Annotated in this window: 16 protein-coding genes; 15 read left to right on the top strand and 1 reads right to left on the bottom strand. The window is 59.7% G+C overall.

All coding sequences use genetic code 11. From position 1 onward, the window contains the following. The first annotated feature begins 1 nt into the window (after window position 1). The 12 genes from lpxB to SVU69_05310 all read left to right on the top strand — a co-directional run bounded on the left by lpxB (window position 2) and on the right by SVU69_05310 (window position 14,431). The gene (gene lpxB, locus SVU69_05365; protein ID MDY6942426.1) at window positions 2–1,150 is read left to right on the top strand and encodes a lipid-A-disaccharide synthase; all 1,149 of its coding nucleotides are present in this window, start codon (window positions 2–4) and stop codon (window positions 1,148–1,150) included. 32 nt (window positions 1,151–1,182) lie between these two features. Then, window positions 1,183–1,758 (top strand): ribonuclease HII, encoded by a 576-nt coding sequence (gene rnhB / locus SVU69_05360; protein MDY6942425.1) that lies wholly within the window; start codon window positions 1,183–1,185, stop codon window positions 1,756–1,758. Beyond that, window positions 1,755–5,300: a DNA polymerase III subunit alpha gene (dnaE, locus tag SVU69_05355; GenBank protein ID MDY6942424.1), complete on the top strand. Its 3,546-nt coding sequence runs from the start codon at window positions 1,755–1,757 to the stop codon at window positions 5,298–5,300. Before rnhB ends, dnaE begins: the two co-directional genes overlap by 4 nt. Window positions 5,301–5,448: 148 nt before the next feature. After that, on the top strand, window positions 5,449–6,408 hold the full coding sequence (locus SVU69_05350; GenBank protein MDY6942423.1) for an acetyl-CoA carboxylase carboxyltransferase subunit alpha: 960 nt from the start codon (window positions 5,449–5,451) through the stop codon (window positions 6,406–6,408). Between the two features lie 39 nt (window positions 6,409–6,447). After that, entirely contained in the window at window positions 6,448–7,782 is a 1,335-nt protein-coding gene (tilS, locus tag SVU69_05345) for a tRNA lysidine(34) synthetase TilS (GenBank protein MDY6942422.1), read from the top strand. A gap of 121 nt (window positions 7,783–7,903) precedes the next feature. Next, entirely contained in the window at window positions 7,904–9,553 is a 1,650-nt protein-coding gene (locus tag SVU69_05340) for a CTP synthase (protein MDY6942421.1), read from the top strand. Next, the gene (gene kdsA, locus SVU69_05335) at window positions 9,550–10,392 is read left to right on the top strand and encodes a 3-deoxy-8-phosphooctulonate synthase (protein ID MDY6942420.1); all 843 of its coding nucleotides are present in this window, start codon (window positions 9,550–9,552) and stop codon (window positions 10,390–10,392) included. The genes SVU69_05340 and kdsA overlap by 4 nt, the downstream gene beginning before the upstream one ends. Window positions 10,393–10,436: 44 nt before the next feature. Continuing rightward, entirely contained in the window at window positions 10,437–11,726 is a 1,290-nt protein-coding gene (gene eno, locus SVU69_05330; GenBank protein MDY6942419.1) for a phosphopyruvate hydratase, read from the top strand. Window positions 11,727–11,828: 102 nt separating this feature from the next. Beyond that, window positions 11,829–12,137, top strand: coding sequence for a cell division protein FtsB (ftsB, locus tag SVU69_05325; protein ID MDY6942418.1), 309 nt, complete (start codon window positions 11,829–11,831; stop codon window positions 12,135–12,137). After that, window positions 12,130–12,840, top strand: coding sequence for a 2-C-methyl-D-erythritol 4-phosphate cytidylyltransferase (gene ispD, locus SVU69_05320; GenBank protein MDY6942417.1), 711 nt, complete (start codon window positions 12,130–12,132; stop codon window positions 12,838–12,840). The genes ftsB and ispD overlap by 8 nt, the downstream gene beginning before the upstream one ends. After that, a complete protein-coding gene (gene ispF, locus SVU69_05315; protein ID MDY6942416.1) occupies window positions 12,841–13,326 on the top strand; it encodes a 2-C-methyl-D-erythritol 2,4-cyclodiphosphate synthase in 486 nt (161 codons plus the stop codon). After that, entirely contained in the window at window positions 13,316–14,431 is a 1,116-nt protein-coding gene (locus SVU69_05310) for a tRNA pseudouridine(13) synthase TruD (GenBank protein MDY6942415.1), read from the top strand. Before ispF ends, SVU69_05310 begins: the two co-directional genes overlap by 11 nt. On the opposite strand, the gene SVU69_05305 is transcribed toward SVU69_05310, so the two are convergent. Then, a complete protein-coding gene (locus tag SVU69_05305; GenBank protein ID MDY6942414.1) occupies window positions 14,426–14,968 on the bottom strand; it encodes a Smr/MutS family protein in 543 nt (180 codons plus the stop codon). The two genes, SVU69_05310 and SVU69_05305, sit on opposite strands and share 6 nt — an antisense overlap. A gap of 241 nt (window positions 14,969–15,209) precedes the next feature. On the opposite strand from SVU69_05305, the gene surE reads away from it, so the two are divergent. From surE to SVU69_05290, 3 genes are read left to right on the top strand one after another with little or no spacing between them, the layout of a single operon-like run. Further along, window positions 15,210–15,962: a 5'/3'-nucleotidase SurE gene (gene surE / locus SVU69_05300; protein MDY6942413.1), complete on the top strand. Its 753-nt coding sequence runs from the start codon at window positions 15,210–15,212 to the stop codon at window positions 15,960–15,962. 26 nt (window positions 15,963–15,988) lie between these two features. Further along, on the top strand, window positions 15,989–16,618 hold the full coding sequence (locus SVU69_05295) for a protein-L-isoaspartate(D-aspartate) O-methyltransferase (protein ID MDY6942412.1): 630 nt from the start codon (window positions 15,989–15,991) through the stop codon (window positions 16,616–16,618). Next, window positions 16,618–17,190 (top strand): YqaA family protein, encoded by a 573-nt coding sequence (locus SVU69_05290; GenBank protein ID MDY6942411.1) that lies wholly within the window; start codon window positions 16,618–16,620, stop codon window positions 17,188–17,190. Before SVU69_05295 ends, SVU69_05290 begins: the two co-directional genes overlap by 1 nt. The last annotated feature ends 16 nt before the right edge of the window (window positions 17,191–17,206 follow it).

The raw sequence follows: 17,206 nt of genomic DNA, 5'->3' as shown, positions 1-17,206 counted from the left end.
AATGCTCAACTTAGGCTTGGTCGCGGGAGAGGCCTCCGGCGATCTGCTCGGCGCATCACTGATAGAGGCGTTGGTGGAGCGGCTGGGACCGGATGGCTTGGCCAGTGAGGGTTGCGCTGGGCCGCGCATGGCGGCGGCGGGTTGTCGTGTCCTCGTGGACAGTGAACAACTCGCGGTGATGGGTTTGTCCGAGGTGATCGCCCATCTGCCCGGGTTGTTACGTATTCGTCGCGATTTGGCCCGTCATTTTCTCGCCCATCGGCCGGATGTGTTCGTCGGCATCGATTCACCGGATTTCAATCTTGGGTTGGAGCGACGTTTGAAGGCCGACGGAGTGCCGACCATTCACTACGTAAGCCCCACCGTGTGGGCCTGGCGACAGGGTCGGGTTCGAACCATCGCCCGCTCGGTTGATCGGGTGTTGGCGCTGTTCCCCTTCGAGGCCGAGTTCTACGAACGGCATGACGTTGATGTCACTTACGTGGGGCATCCATTGGCGGACCAGTTGCCCTTGGAGCCGGACCGGGCGGCCAAGCGTCGCCAGCTGAATCTGCCCGGCGACGTCCCGGTCGTGGCTTTGCTGCCCGGTAGTCGCGGAACTGAGCTGCGTGCGTTGTCGGCACCGTTTGTGCGCACGGCCGTCTGGTTGCGCTCGCAATTGTCTGATATCCGGTTTGTGGCGCCCATGGTCAGCCCTGCCATGCGTGCGCTATTCGAACAGGCCGTCGCGGAGCACGGCGAGGGGGTTTCGATACAGCTTTTGGAGGGGCAGGCGCGGGACGCCATGGAGGCAGCCGACGCCGTGCTCTTGGCCAGTGGTACGGCGGCATTGGAGGCCATGTTGTTAAAACGGCCTATGGTTGTGGCCTACCGGGTCGCTCCTCTCACGCACTTTCTGCTCAAGCGGGTCGGTTTGTTGAAAATCGACCGGTTTTCCTTGCCCAATTTGTTGGCCGGGCAAGCCTTGGTTGAGGAATTTGCGCAAGATGACGTCATCCCGGAACATTTGGGTCCGGCGATTCTGGCAAAGTTGCGCGCCTCGGAGGAGAACGATCGCTTGGTCAGCGAATTCACCCGTCTGCATCATCTGCTGCGGCAGGACGCCAGCGCCCGAGCGGCAGCGGCGGTACTGGAAGTGGCGGGTCGTTGAAAGGCAACGGGCACTAGAAGGAGCGCACACGGATGTGGATTGCGGGGGTAGATGAAGTCGGGCGTGGGCCTTTGGCGGGTCCGGTGATCGCCGCCGCGGTGATATTGACCCCGGAAGCTGACACATCCGGGTTGACCGATTCCAAGAAATTGTCTGCCTCACGGCGTGAATCGCTTTGCCATCGAATACAGCAACAGGCTCTGGCTTGGTCGATCGGGCGGGCGGAGGCCGACGAAATCGACCGGCTTAATATCCACCAAGCCACGTTGCTTGCCATGCGGCGGGCAGTGGCGGGTCTGGCCCATGCACCGACCGAGGTCTGGGTGGATGGCATACACGCGCCCGACGTCAATTGTCTTGCGCGCGCATTTGTTGGGGGCGATGGCTTGCACGCCCCCATCAGTGCAGCCTCTATCGTGGCGAAAGTGCACCGGGACCGGGAGATGACCGCGATGGCTGAAGAATTTCCTCAATACGGTTTCGAACGCCACAAAGGCTATCCAACTGCGGTCCATCTTGCGGCGCTCGAATCTCATGGTGTCTGCCCGATCCATCGTCTCTCGTTTGCGCCCGTCAGGCGAGTCGTGGAGTCGATGACTGCGCCATGAGTGCCGGTTTCGTTCATTTGCGTGTCCACAGCGAATACTCACTGGTGGACAGTGTCGTACGGATCAAGCCGTTGATGGCACGGGCGCGCGAACTGGGCATGCCCGCCGTGGCCATCACCGACCACGTGAATCTGTTTGCCCTAGTGAAGTTCTTTCGGGCGGCGCAAGGCCAAGGGATCAAACCCATTGCCGGCGTGGATCTGTTGGTCGACGAGGGCGAAGCCGAAGTACCCAGCCGCCTGACCCTGCTGTGCCAAAACCAGGCAGGTTTTCGTCATCTCACCCGGCTGGTGACCCGCGCCTATCGCGAGGGCCAGCGCCGTGGCGTTCCTGTTATCCAGCTCGAGTGGTTGGAAGACGCATCCGACGGCCTGATTGCCTTGTCCGGCGCCCGAGAGGGTCGGCTCGGTCGGGCGCTGTTCGCAGACCGCTCGGAAACCATCCGGCAACAATTGGATTTTTGGTCCAGATGGTTTCCGGACCGGTATTTCGTCGAGATTCAGCGGACTGGCCGGGCGGATGAAGAAACCTATCTGCAAGCGGCGGTCGATCTTGCCGATTCAAGGGGCTTGCCGCTGGTGGCCACGCAGGACGTCCGGTTCCTGGCGGCGGCGGATTTCGAAGCCCATGAAGTGCGCGTGTGCATCAACAGCGGTCGCGTCCTCGCCGATCCTCGGCGGCCACGTCATTATTCAGCCCAGCAGTACCTGACCAGCCCCGAAGAGATGGTGGAGAAGTTCTCCGACCTGCCCGAGGCGCTGGAAAACACCGTGGAGATTGCCCGCCGCTGCAACTTGTCTTTGCGTCTGGGCGAGAACTTCTTGCCAAAATTCCCCACGCCGGGTGATGTGCCGCCCGAAGCGCATTTGCGTGCCGAGGCGGAGGCCGGTCTGGCCACCCGTCTGGCCCAGTTGTTCGATCCCGACTCGGCCGATTTCCCGGCCATCAAAGCGCGTTATGCCGAGCGTTTGGCCCGTGAATTGGGCGTGATCGAGTCCATGGGGTTCCCCGGCTACTTTCTCATTGTCGCCGACTTCATTCGCTGGGCGCAGGAGAACGATGTGCCGGTGGGGCCCGGGCGCGGATCCGGGGCGGGGTCGCTGGTGGCCTATGCCTTGCGGATCACGGATCTGGATCCCTTGGCTTACGATCTGCTCTTCGAGCGCTTTCTTAATCCGGAGCGGGTATCGATGCCCGACTTCGATATCGACTTTTGTATGGACGGGCGTGACCGGGTGATCGATTACGTTGCCCGTCGCTATGGCGCCGAGCAGGTTTGTCAAATCATCACCTTCGGTAGCATGGCCGCTAAAGCCGTGGTGCGGGACGTGGGCCGGGTTTTGGGGCACTCCTACGGTTTTGTCGACCGAATCGCCAAACTCATCCCGTTTGAGCTCGGCATGACCCTGACCAAAGCCTTGGAGCAAGAGCCGGAACTGGCGCAGCTCTACCGGGAAGATGAAGTCGTCAGCACGCTATTGGAGTTGGCCCTGGCGTTGGAAGGTTTGGCGAGAAATCCGGGTAAGCATGCTGGCGGTGTGGTGATCGCACCGTCCGATCTTACCGACTTCACGCCGCTGTATTGTGAACCGGGCGGGGAGAACACCGTCACCCAGTTCGACAAGGATGATGTTGAGAGCGTCGGTCTGGTCAAGTTCGACTTTTTGGGTTTGCGTACCTTGACCATCATCGATTGGGCGGTCAAAGCCATCAATCGCGATCGGACCGGGCAGGGCGAGGCGCCGGTGGATGTCACGGCCATCCCGCTGGATGACCCTAAAGCCTACGTGCTCTTGAAAGAACACCAGACCACAGCGGTGTTTCAGCTCGAAAGCCGGGGAATGAAAGATCTCATCAAGCGGCTGCAGCCGGATTGTTTCGAAGATATCGTCGCACTGGTTGCGTTATTCCGTCCCGGGCCGCTGCAATCCGGCATGGTGGATGATTTCATCAATCGCAAGCACGGTCGCGCCAAGGTTGAATATCCGCATCCGGATCTGGAACCCATACTGAAACCGACCTACGGAGTCATCCTTTACCAGGAACAGGTCATGCAGATCGCCCAGGTGCTGGCGGGCTATACCTTGGGCGGTGCCGATCTTCTTCGCCGCGCCATGGGTAAGAAGAAACCTGAGGAGATGGCCAAGCAACGAACCATTTTCCTTGAAGGTGCTCAGGGCAATGGGGTCGATGAGGCCACGGCGACTTACATTTTCGACCTGATGGAAAAATTCGCCGGTTATGGTTTCAATAAGTCGCATTCGGCCGCCTACGCGTTGTTGTCTTATCAGACCGCGTGGCTTAAAGCGCACTTTCCGGCGCAGTTCATGGCTGCCGTGTTGTCATCCGATATGGATAACACGGACAAAGTGGTCACCTTGATCGAGGAGTGCCACGCGATGCGTTTGTCGGTACTCCCGCCGGACGTCAATGCTTCGGATTTCGCTTTTTCCGCCGTGGGCGAGCAAACCCTCCGCTACGGGCTCGGGGCGATTAAGGGCGTCGGGCGCAGCGCCATCGACGCCATGTTGGCGGAAAGGAACAGCGGTGGTCCATTTGCCGATTTGCTCGAGTTCTGTCGTCGGGTGGATTTGCGTAAAATCAACCGTCGCGTCGTGGAGTGCCTCATCAAGGCCGGTGCGCTCGATAGCGTCGGACACAATCGCGCCACCTTGATGGCGGGTTTGGAGCGCGCTTTAAAAATCGCCGAGCAACATGGACGCGACGACGCCGTCGGGCAGGATGATTTGTTCGGTTTGGGTGAAGCCGCGGCCAGTGTACCTGTTTCCGGAGAAGCGCCGGCTTTCGAAACGGAACTCATGCCAGAGTGGGATGAGAAACAACGGCTGAAGGAAGAAAAAGACACCCTGGGCTTGTACCTCACCGGTCACCCCATCAATGAGTACGAAGCCGATTTAGCGCAGTTCACCAGTGGTCGTCTGGCGGATGTCGTCGCTGGACTGGGGGAATCTCCCGCCGGTGGCCCGCGGCAGCGTCGCGACGCGGTTGTCGCCGGGTTGGTGGTGAATTTGCGGCGCCAGGCCGGCCGGCGGGCTTTTTTAACATTGGATGATCGCAGTGGGCGAATCGAGGTGGCGGTCTTCGAAGAGCAGTTCCAACGCTATGCCCAGCTATTAACCAAGGACAACCTGTTGGTGGTTGAAGGGCAACTTTCGTACGACGACTTCAGCGGTGGTTATCGTATGAGCCCGAAAAACATCATGGACCTGGATCAGGCGCGTGAACGTTACGCCCGGCGATTGCGTTTGGTCTGGCCTGAGAATGTCGCTGGCAGCGAGTTTGTCTCGCAGTTGGGGCGGTTGCTGGATCCTTACCGGGACGGGCAGTGTCAGGTCTGGATCGGTTACCAAAATGCCAAGGCGCGGGTCGAGCTCAGCTTGGGCAGCGATTGGCGGGTGCGTCCCTGCGAGGATTTATTGCAGCGTTTGCAACAGTGGCTGGGGCGGGATTCGGTCCGTTTGGATTACAGTCGTCAAGCGGCTGGTAGCGCGAGTTCTCCCTCGCAGGCTATGGTGTCATAGGGCCGGGAGTCATAATCACGACGTGCCCGGCCGTCAGAGCGGGGTCGGTGTGTTTCCGGATGTTGGAGATAACAGCATCCCCACCACTGAAATGAGTATGAATCGGGTGAGCAGGCCCGGGTAAAGGTCAACGAAACAGAGCGAGAACATGGACCCAAATTATCTCGAGTTTGAACAGCCAATCGCCGAGCTGGAGGCAAAGATTCAAGAGCTGCGACATTTCGGCGATGACAGCGAAGTCAATATTAGCGAGGAGATTGACCGTCTGGAGGCGAAAAGCCGCAGCTTGACCGAGTCGATCTTCTCCGATTTGACTCCGTGGCAGATCTCGCAGTTGGCCCGGCATCCTCAGCGTCCTTATACCTTGGATTATCTCGCCTTGGCGTTCACTGGTTTCGAAGAGCTGCATGGCGATCGGATGTTCGCCGACGATCCGGCCATCGTGGGTGGCGTGGCGGCGCTGGATGATTTAGCCGTGATGGTCATCGGCCATCAGAAGGGGCGTGATACCAAAGAGAAGGTTCGTCGCAATTTCGGCATGCCGAAGCCGGAAGGTTATCGAAAAGCGTTGCGTCTGATGCAGATGGCAGAGCGTTTCGGGTTGCCGATTGTGACGTTCATCGATACGCCGGGCGCCTATCCCGGGATCGACGCCGAAGAGCGAGGTCAGAGTGAAGCCATCGCTCGTAATCTGTTCGTGATGTCAGCGTTGAAAACCCCAATCGTGTGTGTTGTGGTCGGCGAAGGCGGATCCGGTGGCGCCTTGGCCATCGGTGTGGGTGATCGGGTGGCCATGTTGCAACACAGCACGTACTCGGTAATTTCGCCGGAGGGCTGTGCATCGATTCTCTGGAAAGATGCCGCCAAGGCCGAGGAGGCGGCGTCGGCCATGGGCATTACGTCCGATCGCTTGCACGAACTGAGGTTGGTGGATTCGGTGATTCCTGAACCACTGGGCGGTGCGCATCGTGATCCGGCAGAAATGGCCCGCCGGCTTCGAACCTATCTGATCGAAGCACTCGCCGAGCTCCGGCAGATCAAAACAGACGAATTGCTCGCCCAACGCCATGGGCGTTTGATGGGTTTCGGGCAATTCAAAGATGCTTAGTAGTCGGCCGTCCCCCGTGTTTTCGCCCGCTTGTTCGCCATGCTGTCGGCTGCGTATCTGCTTGATCGGCTGAAGCCCGTCCCGAGGCCCAGGCGTTATTGGGTTGCGTTCAGTGGGGGGGTGGATTCCAGTGTCCTGCTGGATTTGGTGGCGGCGGCTCGCCCCGCCCTCGATGGCGCGGAGGTTCACGCCGTTTACGTGGACCATAAGTTACAGCCTGTGAGTCGGTCGTGGGATGCCCATTGCCGCACCGTTTGCCGAGAACTCCAAGTGCCGTACCGCTGTCTGGAACTGAACCTGGTCTTAGCGCGTGGCCATAGTTTGGAAGCCCAGGCTCGAGAGGCCCGTTACCAGGCGCTGGCCGATGTCATGGGCGAGGGTGATGTGCTCCTGACCGGTCAGCACCGGGATGATCAGATGGAGACTTTTTTGCTCCAGGCCTTGCGCGGTGCCGGTCCCACCGGGCTGGCTGCCATGCCCGCGGTCGCCCGCTTTGGGGCCGGCTCGCTGGTGCGTCCTTTGCTGGACGTCGATCGAAGCCAACTCACCGAATATGCTCGGCAGCGTGGCCTGCACTGGGTGGAAGATGCGAGTAACGCCGATGTGTCCTTCGACCGCAATTATCTTCGTCACGAAATCACGCCGCGCCTGCGTGAGCGCTGGCCCGCGGCGGCTAAAACGCTGGCGCGGGTTGCCAGACACAACGCCGATGCGGCGGCATTGCTTCGCGAGTACGCACGAGAAGAGCTGGCAAGCCTGATGGATTCGGGCGGGCGCTTGGCCGTGGATCGGATGGCCGGCCGATCGGTGGCGCGGCAGTTTCAGCTGTTGCGGGTTTGGTTGGAGCTGACCGGTTTGACTTGTCCGAGTGAACGGAAACTGCGGCAAATTGTCGAGACCGCGATTGAGCGGGGGGGCGCGGGTAGCCCCCGTATCGACTGGCCAGGCGGGGAGGTGCGTCGTTATGGAAATTTCCTTTATGCCGCCCGCCCGATATGCGTCAAGCCGTGGTCATCACCCGTGCAATGGCAGAATCCGGCAACGGGTTTTTCCTTGCCCGCAGGACTGGGTACTCTGCGCTTGGTTTCCTCACCGGCTGGTGGCTTGAATCTGGACATTCTGGGCGCGCGAATCACCATCGGTTTTCGCCAAGGCGGCGAGCGGTGCCGCCCGCAGGTGCGCGGATCGACTCGTCCGCTGAAGAAGCTATTGCAAGAGCGGCGCGTGGTACCGTGGATGCGTTCTTACATGCCGCTGCTTTTCGTCGACGATGAGCTGGCGGCCATCGGCGAGTTATGCGATTGCGCGCCTTTCTCCGCTGGCAATGGTCCGGGCTTGCGGCTTGAATGGTCGAATCATCCACCATTGCACTAAGCTCGTATGAGGGAATTTGGTGGGGTATTCATTGTCGTCCGGGGGGGACTCTGGTAGGCTGGAGCCCCGTCGTAAAAAGCCTCTCCGATTCACATAACATCCTTAGTTTAAGGTCTCCGGCATGACCCGATTTGTATTCGTAACCGGTGGCGTTGTGTCTTCCCTCGGGAAGGGGATCGCCGCCGCTTCGCTGGGTGCTATTCTGGAAGCACGCGGCTTGAAGTTGAGCACGGTGAAACTCGATCCGTATATCAACGTCGACCCCGGTACGATGAGCCCTTTCCAGCACGGCGAAGTTTTCGTGACCGACGACGGTACCGAAACCGATTTGGATTTGGGGCACTACGAGCGTTTCATTCGCACCACCACCGGTCGTCACAGCAATTACACCACTGGCCGGATTTACGAGAGCGTTATTCAGAAAGAGCGGCGCGGAGACTATCTGGGCGGCACGGTGCAGGTCATTCCACACATCACCGACGAGATCAAGCGATGTATTCGCGCCGGGGCGGGGGATGCCGATATCTGTTTGGTGGAAATCGGCGGAACGGTGGGTGACATCGAATCGTTGCCGTTTCTCGAAGCCATACGGCAAATGGGCGCAGAACTCGGACCGCAGAACGCCTTGTATATCCACCTGACGTTGGTGCCGTTCATTCCCACCTCCGGCGAGATGAAAACCAAGCCGACTCAGCACTCCGTCAAGGAACTGCGTTCCATCGGGATTCAGCCGGATATTCTGATTTGTCGGGTCGACCGTCCGCTGCCGCCCGAAGAGCGGCGGAAGATCGCGCTATTTACCAACGTGCCGGAACGAGCCGTGATTTCGGCCGTCGACGTCGACGATATCTACAAGATCCCCCTCAAGCTGCACGAGCAGAATCTCGACGAAATCGTGGTGGAACGATTCGGGCTTGGGCTGCCGCCCGCGGATCTGCACGAGTGGCAGGACGTCGTGGATGCTCGGCGGAAACAGGATGTCAGCATTCGGGTGGGGTTGATCGGCAAATATGTGGAACTGACTGACGCCTACATGTCGTTGAACGAAGCGCTGCTTCACGCCGGAATTCACACCCACACCCAGGTCAAGATTGAATACATCGACTCCGAGCGGATCGAGTCGGAAGGGACCGAATGTTTGGGCGATCTGGACGCGATTTTGGTTCCTGGTGGCTTCGGTTTGCGCGGCGTGGAAGGAAAGATCGCGGCGGTGCGTTACGCGCGTGAAAATCGCATTCCTTATCTTGGTATTTGTCTTGGCATGCAAGTGGCGGTGATCGAGTTCGCCCGTCACGTCGCCGGTTTGAATGACGCCCACAGCACCGAGTTCAATGCCGATACGCCTTATCCCGTGATCACGCTCATGAAGCAATGGGTGAAAGCCGACGGTTCGGTGGAGTATCGGGAAGCCAACGAGGATCTGGGCGGGACGATGCGTTTGGGCGCGCAGTCCTGTGCGCTGGCCGCGGATTCATTGGCGTATCGTTTGTACGGGGCCAGCGAAATCTCCGAACGGCATCGTCATCGTTTCGAATTCAACAATCGCTACCTGGACGTGTTGAAGGAACATGGGCTTAAAATCGCGGGAACGTCAGCCGGCGAGCAGCTGGTTGAGATCGTCGAGCTTCCCGATCACCCGTGGTTTTTGGGTTGTCAGTTCCACCCGGAATTCACCTCCACCCCCCGTGACGGCCATCCCTTGTTTTCCGGCTTTATCCAGGCGGCACGCGCACACCGCATGCAGCAAGCGGACCAGGTAGCGGCCGGATGAAGTTATTAGACTTCGAAGTCGGGATCGAACACCCGTTTTTTCTGATCGCCGGTCCGTGTGTGATCGAAAGTCTTGAGCTGGCCCTGGACACGGCCGGTCAGCTGAAGGAAATCACGGGTCGTTTGGGCATTCCTTTTATCTACAAATCCTCCTTTGATAAAGCCAATCGCTCGGCCCATACCAGTTTTCGGGGGCCGGGAATGGAACAAGGATTGGCAATACTGGCCGAGGTTAAACGGCAGATCGGGGTGCCCGTGCTGACAGATGTCCATGAGGATACGCCGCTGGCGGAAGTCGCCGCCGTGGTTGATGTGCTGCAAACCCCCGCCTTTTTGTGTCGTCAAACCAACTATATTCAGAACGTGGCCCGTCAAGGTTTGCCGGTGAACATCAAAAAAGGCCAGTTTCTCGCGCCGTGGGATATGGCCCACGTGGTATCAAAGGCGCGCGCAGTGGGCAACGATCAAATTATGGTTTGTGAACGGGGCGTCAGTTTTGGTTACAACAATTTGGTCTCGGATATGCGGGCACTGGCGGTGATGCGTCAAACCCATGCCCCGGTGGTCTTCGATGCCACCCACTCCGTTCAGCTACCCGGCGGCCAAGGTGACCGATCCGGCGGCCAGCGAGAGTTTGTCCCGGTCCTGGCTCGAGCGGCCATCGCGGCCGGGGTTGCGGGGCTATTCATGGAAACACATCCGAACCCGGCGGAGGCGCTCAGCGACGGGCCGAACGCCTGGCCGCTCGGCCGTATGGACAGATTATTAAAGACACTGAAAGACATCGACGCCATCGTCAAGTCTGGTCCGTTGGAAGAAGACGAACTGTTGGATTCTTAAGTTATACGGGCCCGCGGCGCGAAACGAATAGGAAGGGAGTGAACATGGCAAAGATTTCCGAGATCCGCGGTTTGGAAATACTCGATTCCCGGGGTAACCCCACCGTCGAAGCCGAAGTGGTGCTGGAGACTGGCGCCCGAGGGCGCGCGGCGGTTCCATCCGGCGCCTCCACCGGCACCCGTGAAGCCGTTGAACTGCGTGACGGCGATGCCTCTCGCTATCTCGGTAAGGGCGTTCGCAAGGCGGTCTCCCATGTCAACGGCGAGATTCGCGGTGCTCTGGCCGGGATGAACGCCGAAGATCAGTCCGCGCTTGACCAGCGAATGATCGAGCTGGATGGCACGGAAACCAAATCCCGCCTCGGCGCCAATGCCATTCTTGCCGTCTCCCTGGCCGCGGCGAAAGCGGCTGCTGCCCAGGCCGGAAGGCCGCTTTATGCCTACTTGGGCGGCGACAGCGCCACCGGTATGCCGGTGCCGATGATGAACATCGTCAATGGCGGTGCCCATGCCGACAACAACGTGGATATCCAGGAATTTATGATCCTGCCAGTCGGTGCCCCCAGCTTTAGCGAAGCGCTCAGGCAGGGTACCGAAATTTTCCATTCCCTGAAAAAAGTTCTGCGTAAACGGGGTTTGAATACAGCGGTTGGCGATGAAGGTGGTTTCGCGCCGGATCTGTCCTCCAATGAGGAAGCTTTGCAAACCATCCTGGAAGCCATCGGGCAGGCGGGCTACACCGCCGGTAAAGACATCTACCTCGGCCTGGATGCGGCCAGTTCGGAGTTTTACCGCGATGGCAAATATCACCTGGACTCGGAAAACAAACAGTTCAGTTCGGCAGAGTTCTGCGATTACCTCGCCGATTTGGTAGATCGCTACCCGATTATCTCCATCGAGGACGGCATGGCCGAAGACGATTGGGACGGATGGTCGGTATTGACCGAGCGGCTTGGTCAGCGGGTGCAATTGGTGGGCGACGATTTGTTCGTCACCAATACGAAGATTCTGCGTCAGGGCATCGAGCGCGCCGTGGCCAATTCCATCCTGATTAAGGTCAACCAGATTGGTACCCTGACCGAAACGCTGGACGCCATCAAGACTGCGACCGACGCAGGCTACAGCGCCGTCGTCTCTCATCGGTCTGGCGAGACGGAAGATGACACCATCGCCGATTTGGCGGTGGCCACCAGCGCCACGCAGATCAAAACCGGGTCCCTTTGTCGCAGCGACCGGGTCGCCAAGTACAATCAGCTGCTGCGGATCGAGGCCGGGTTGGGCGACCGCTCGCACTACCCGGGATTGGCTGCCTTCCCGATTCGACTTGACGGTTAGTCAGCTCGATCGCCTCGCGCGTCGGGTCTGCGCAATGGCCCCGGCGCACGACGGCGGTTGTTCCGAGCGTGATTGGGGCGAGATAGGTGGAGTTTACTGGCCGTGAAATGGATCGTTTCGGCGCTTGTGTTGCTGCTGTTGGCGCTGCAGTTCCAGATCTGGTTGGCAGACGACGGCTATCCGCTCCGGCGCCGTCTGGATGCGCAGATCCAACAGATAGAAAGCGAGAATCGCGGACTTCGGGCCCGCAACGAAGCCTTGTCGGCGGAAGTCAGAGACCTCAAGCAGGGACTCGATGCCGTGGAGGAGCGCGCGCGTCAGGAACTGGGGATGGTGGGTCGCGACGAAGTGTTCTACCACGTCGTGGATCAGCGGCCGGAACGAGAACAAGCCGCTCAGAACGATGAATAGCCGGTTTTGGGTCGTGGTACCGGCCGCCGGTGTCGGATCGCGCATGGCCTCGCGAATTCCCAAGCAGTATCTACCATTGGCCGGCCGGACCGTCATCGAATGGTCTCTGGCGCCGTTTCTGGCCGAGCCGAGCGTGGCCGGTATCGTGGTGGTTCTGGGGCAGGCGGATACGCACTGGCCACAACTGGCCGTCTCTCGCGATGCCCGTATTGTCTTGGCGCCGGGTGGGCAGGAACGGATGTATTCCGTTCTAAGTGGCTTGATTCGTCTTGAAGACACGGCCGAGTCCGGCGACTGGGTGTTGGTTCACGATGCGGCGCGTCCCTGTCTTCACCGCACCGATCTTGAACGGTTGTTGGCTTCCGCGGCGCCGGGTTTCGCCGGCGGCCTGTTGGCCGCACCGGTGGTTGACACGTTAAAACGCGCGGACGACGAGGGATGTGTCCGCGACACCCTGTCCCGCACTGGCATCTGGAGAGCTTTTACCCCTCAGATGTTTCCCTACGCCGAGTTGCGCGATGCATTGGAACGTGCCGTCGACGAACAATGGACAGTCACCGACGAAGCCTCGGCCATGGAACAAGTTGGCGGTCGACCTCATTTGGTGCCAGGCCGGGCGGATAACATTAAAATCACTTCCCCGGCCGATTTGGTGATGGCCGAGGCGATACACCGCAGCTGGGCTCAGCGGGGGGAACACTAAGTGCGTGTTGGTCACGGTTATGATGTCCACGCCTACGGGCCGGGTGACTGCGTCATTGTGGGCGGAGTGCGCATTCCTTACCCCCGAGGTGTTGTCGCCCATTCCGACGGGGATGTGGCCATTCACGCCCTTTGTGATGCTCTGCTCGGTGCTGCGGGGCTGGGCGATATCGGTAGCCATTTTCCGGACACCGATCCCAAGTGGCAGGGCGCTGACAGCCGGGATTTGCTCCGGCACGTGGTGTGGCTGATTGAGCAGCTGGGGCTGCAGGTCGGTAATGCAGATATCACCGTCATCGCCCAGGCGCCCAAGCTTAAGCCCCATATCGAACAAATGTGTGCGCATTTGGCCTCTGATCTCGGGGTCAGCACGACCCGTGTCAACCTCAAGGCCACCACCACCGAGCGTTTGGGTTTCATCGGCCGGGAGGAAGGTATCGCGGCGGAAGCGGTGGTGTTGCTCGTTGAGACCGGCAATGTCCGCTGAGTCTCCGGTTTCGGTTGTTGGGGGCGGCTCGCAGCCGTTGGCCTATGCCTGGGGCGGTCCGGTGGGACGAGGCGTGACACGACAGGTGCCGGAAGACTTTCTAGTGCAGGAAGTCTTGGCATTCGAGCCGGCGCAAAGCGGTCAGCACGTACTGCTCTTTATTCAAAAGCGTGAAGCGAATACCACTTGGTTGGCGGCCAAACTGGCCCGTGTGGCTGGCGTGCCGAGCGCTGCGGTGGGTTATGCCGGGCGGAAAGACCGCCACGCGGTGACCGAGCAGTGGTTCTCAGTTGATTTGGCCGGCCGTCCTGCGCCCGACTGGCACGCGGCTTTGTCCACGGAGACCGAAGGCTGTGCTCAAGTGTTGCAGGTTTTTCAGCACAATCGAAAGCTCAGGGTAGGCGCCTTGCGCGGCAATCGGTTCAACTTGCGTATACGCGACCTGGCCGCCGATGGCATCGCGTTGCAGCGGCGCTTGGAGATGATTAGCAAAGAGGGCTTTCCCAACTACTTCGGGCCCCAACGGTTCGGTCGTGACGGCAGCAATCTACAGCAGGCCCGCGCGCTGACCGCGCAATCTCGCCGTCCACGTCGCGCTGGACGGGGAGAGCGAACGATGGCCCTTTCGGCGGCCCGCAGTGAGATTTTCAACGCCGTGCTCGATGCCCGCGTGCGCTCCGGAAGTTGGAATCAGTCTCAAGCCGGCGATATCTTGCAGCTGGCGGGGCGGGGCAGTCATTTTCTGTTCGATTCTGAACAGGATGGCGAAGCGCTGGCACGACGGACCGCTGCGGGAGAGTTAAACGTCACCGGGCCCATGTGGGGCGCGGGTGAGCCACCGACAGACGGTGCCGTGAAGGAACTCGAACGTGCCGTGGCGGCTGATTATCCGGAATTGTGTGCGCTGCTGGCCGGCGAGGGAATGGCGCATCAGCGGCGCGCCTTACGCGTTTATCCCTCGGATTTGAAGTGGCAGATCGTCGATAGTGACGAGATGAATGTGTCTTTCTTCCTGCCCGCCGGCGCTTATGCAACGAGTTTGCTTCGCGAGTTGTTGGACACCGGCGAGCCGACGTTGGAGCGCGGTGAGGCGAAGGGTTTATGAGCGCCGCTTGAGCAGAACGTAAACGGCGCCAGTACCCCCATCGTGGGGGCGCGCGGAACAAAAGGCCAAGACCGCCTCGCAATGGGTAAGCCACGTGTTGAGCTTGTGCTTCAAAATAGCGCGTTGTTGCGGTGAGCGCAGTCCTTTGCCGTGAATGATACGAACGCAGCCCATCCGAGCGGTACAGGCCTCGTGCAGGAATTCGTTCACTGCTTGGCGCGCTTGGTGGCGGTTTAAGCCGTGCAGATCGAGCACGTCCTCAACCACGTATTGACCGCGACGAAGTTTTCGCAATGCGGTGCGTCGGATCTCAGGCCGGGCAAAAAACAATTCCTCGCCGGACTCCAGCTCGATATCAGTGGGCCCAAGTAGAGATTCCCGCAATGCGGCGGCTTCATCTTTGCGCGTAAAATGGGGCTCGGCGGTGGGCGGCGTGCGTCGAAGTGAGACGCGATCGTGTTTCAGTACACGAACATCCGACATCGCCTCGCGAAACAATTCGGCGTCTTTTGAGGACAGGTCGTTTTCGTCGTTCATGGACAATGCCTGTTTGCGTCTGTCGCCATGACGGCCGCCTGGCGATCTGATGCCATTCGACAAAACTAGGTGACTCGCGACCGGTTCGAGTATAGTTTTGCCTGGGCGACCCGGTGAAATTTCACGCCGCGCAGGACCTTATCATGCGCAGTCCCAGACTGTTCTGACCGGCGCGTTGACAGAAGGTTTCACGGTCAGCCAAAAGGTATCACGCTTCAGCTGGATTCAAAAAAGGAACACCGTGCGGATCTTGCTCAGTAACGATGACGGTTGCCAAGCTCGCGGGCTGCGGGTGCTGTGTGAGGGTTTGTCGGAAATCGCCGATGTGATCGTGGTGGCGCCGGACCGAAATCGAAGTGGTGCCAGTAACTCCCTCACCCTGAATCGACCCCTGCGCGTTCACGAAGGCCCGAATAACGTCAGTTGTGTGGACGGCACACCGACGGACTGCGTTCACCTCGCCATCACGGGCTTACTCGATGAGTTGCCCGACATGGTGGTCTCCGGCATCAATGCCGGTGCGAATATGGGGGATGACGTGCTCTATTCCGGTACGGTGGCTGCCGCCGTAGAGGGGCGGTTCCTGGGTCTGCCGGCCATTGCGGTTTCGCTGGTCTCCGAGAACCCATGTCACTACGAGACGGCGGCCGAAGTTGTGAAAAAGCTGGTGCTTCGCTTGCGCGTCAATCCGCTGCCGGCCGATACCATCCTCAATGTGAATGTGCCCGATTTGCCGATGGATCAAATTCGCGGCGTGGTGGCGACTCGCTTGGGACGCCGACACCGCGCGGAGCGCGTGATCAAGAGCCACGACCCGCGCGGCTTACCCATCTACTGGGTGGGTCCGGCCGGCGCCGAAGCGGATGCCGGGCCGGGTACCGATTTTCATGCCGTTGCCGACGCTGCCGTTTCCGTGACCCCGGTTCAGGTCGACCTGACCCAGTACACTGGTTTGGAGGCCGTGGCGGGTTGGCTGAAAGGGTTTGAGTTGTGAGCGATATTCGCTTGCAAGGGGTGGGGATGACGTCCCAGCGGACTCGGGCCCGTATGGTGCGACGCCTGGCCGAACGGGGAATCGGCGATGAGCGGGTGCTCGAGTTGATGGGGAACATGCCACGTCATTTGTTCGTCGACGAAGCGCTGGCCAGTCGGGCCTACGAGGATGTGGCGCTGCCCATCGGTTACGGTCAAACCATCTCCCAGCCCTATGTCGTGGCGAAGATGACAGAGACTTTGTTCGCCGGACATGCGCCCGAGCGGGTGCTCGAGGTGGGTACCGGATCGGCGTATCAGTCCGCGATTCTCTCTCAGCTTGTGCCTCGGGTCTTTACTGTAGAGCGGATTCCGGAGCTGTTCACGCAGGCGAAAATTCGCTTGAAGCGATTCGGCATCCGTAATGTGGTTTGTGGTCACAGTGATGGTCACTGGGGGTGGGAAGAAAATGCCCCCTACGATGGCATTCTGGTGACTGCGGCGCCGGAAGATCTTCCGCTCGCGCTGCTCGAGCAACTCACCGTGGGTGGCCGTTTGGTGATTCCGATTGGTGGAACGCAGGAGCAACAGTTACGGGTTATTCATCGCACTGGGGGGGCGTACGAGGAAGAAGTCCTTGAATCCGTCAACTTTGTGCCGCTAGTCGAGGGGTATTGATGAAGCTGTTTACCGGGTTGTACGAATGGACCGTACGTGCGGCGGGACATCGGCACGCACCGTGGTATCTCGGCGGGGTGAGTTTCGCCGAGTCTTCTTTTTTCCCCGTACCGCCGGACGTGATGCTGATCCCCATGGCGCTGGCGAAACCAAATCGGGCGTTACAATTCGCGTTGCTCACCACCATCGCGTCGGTGGCGGGCGGTCTACTGGGTTATATCCTCGGCCATTTCGCCTTCGACGCCTTGGCGCCATGGATCGAACGTATGGGGTACACCGAGAAACTGGAGCTCGTCCAAGAACTGTTTCGTACCTGGGGCGTTTGGGTGGTGTTCATCGCCGGATTCTCTCCGATTCCCTACAAGATGTTCACCATTGCCTCCGGATTTATGGGTATGGCGCTGTTACCTTTCATCGTGGCTTCCTTTATCGGCCGTGGCGCCCGGTTCTTTCTGGTGTCGTTTATCGTCGGAAGATGGGGAGCTGCGGTCGAGGGTTATATCAAAGACTACATGGAATTCATCGGTTGGGGCGTTGCGACGGTCCTGGTCGCGATGTATTTCGTGCTCTAACGGCCTCCGCTTGCGG

The sequence above is a fragment of the Pseudomonadota bacterium genome (assembly GCA_034189865.1).
Lineage (GTDB): Bacteria > Pseudomonadota > Gammaproteobacteria > UBA5335 > UBA5335 > JAXHTV01.
The sequence above is the reverse complement of the archived record's forward strand: the minus strand, read 5'-3'. Positions and strand labels throughout refer to the sequence as shown.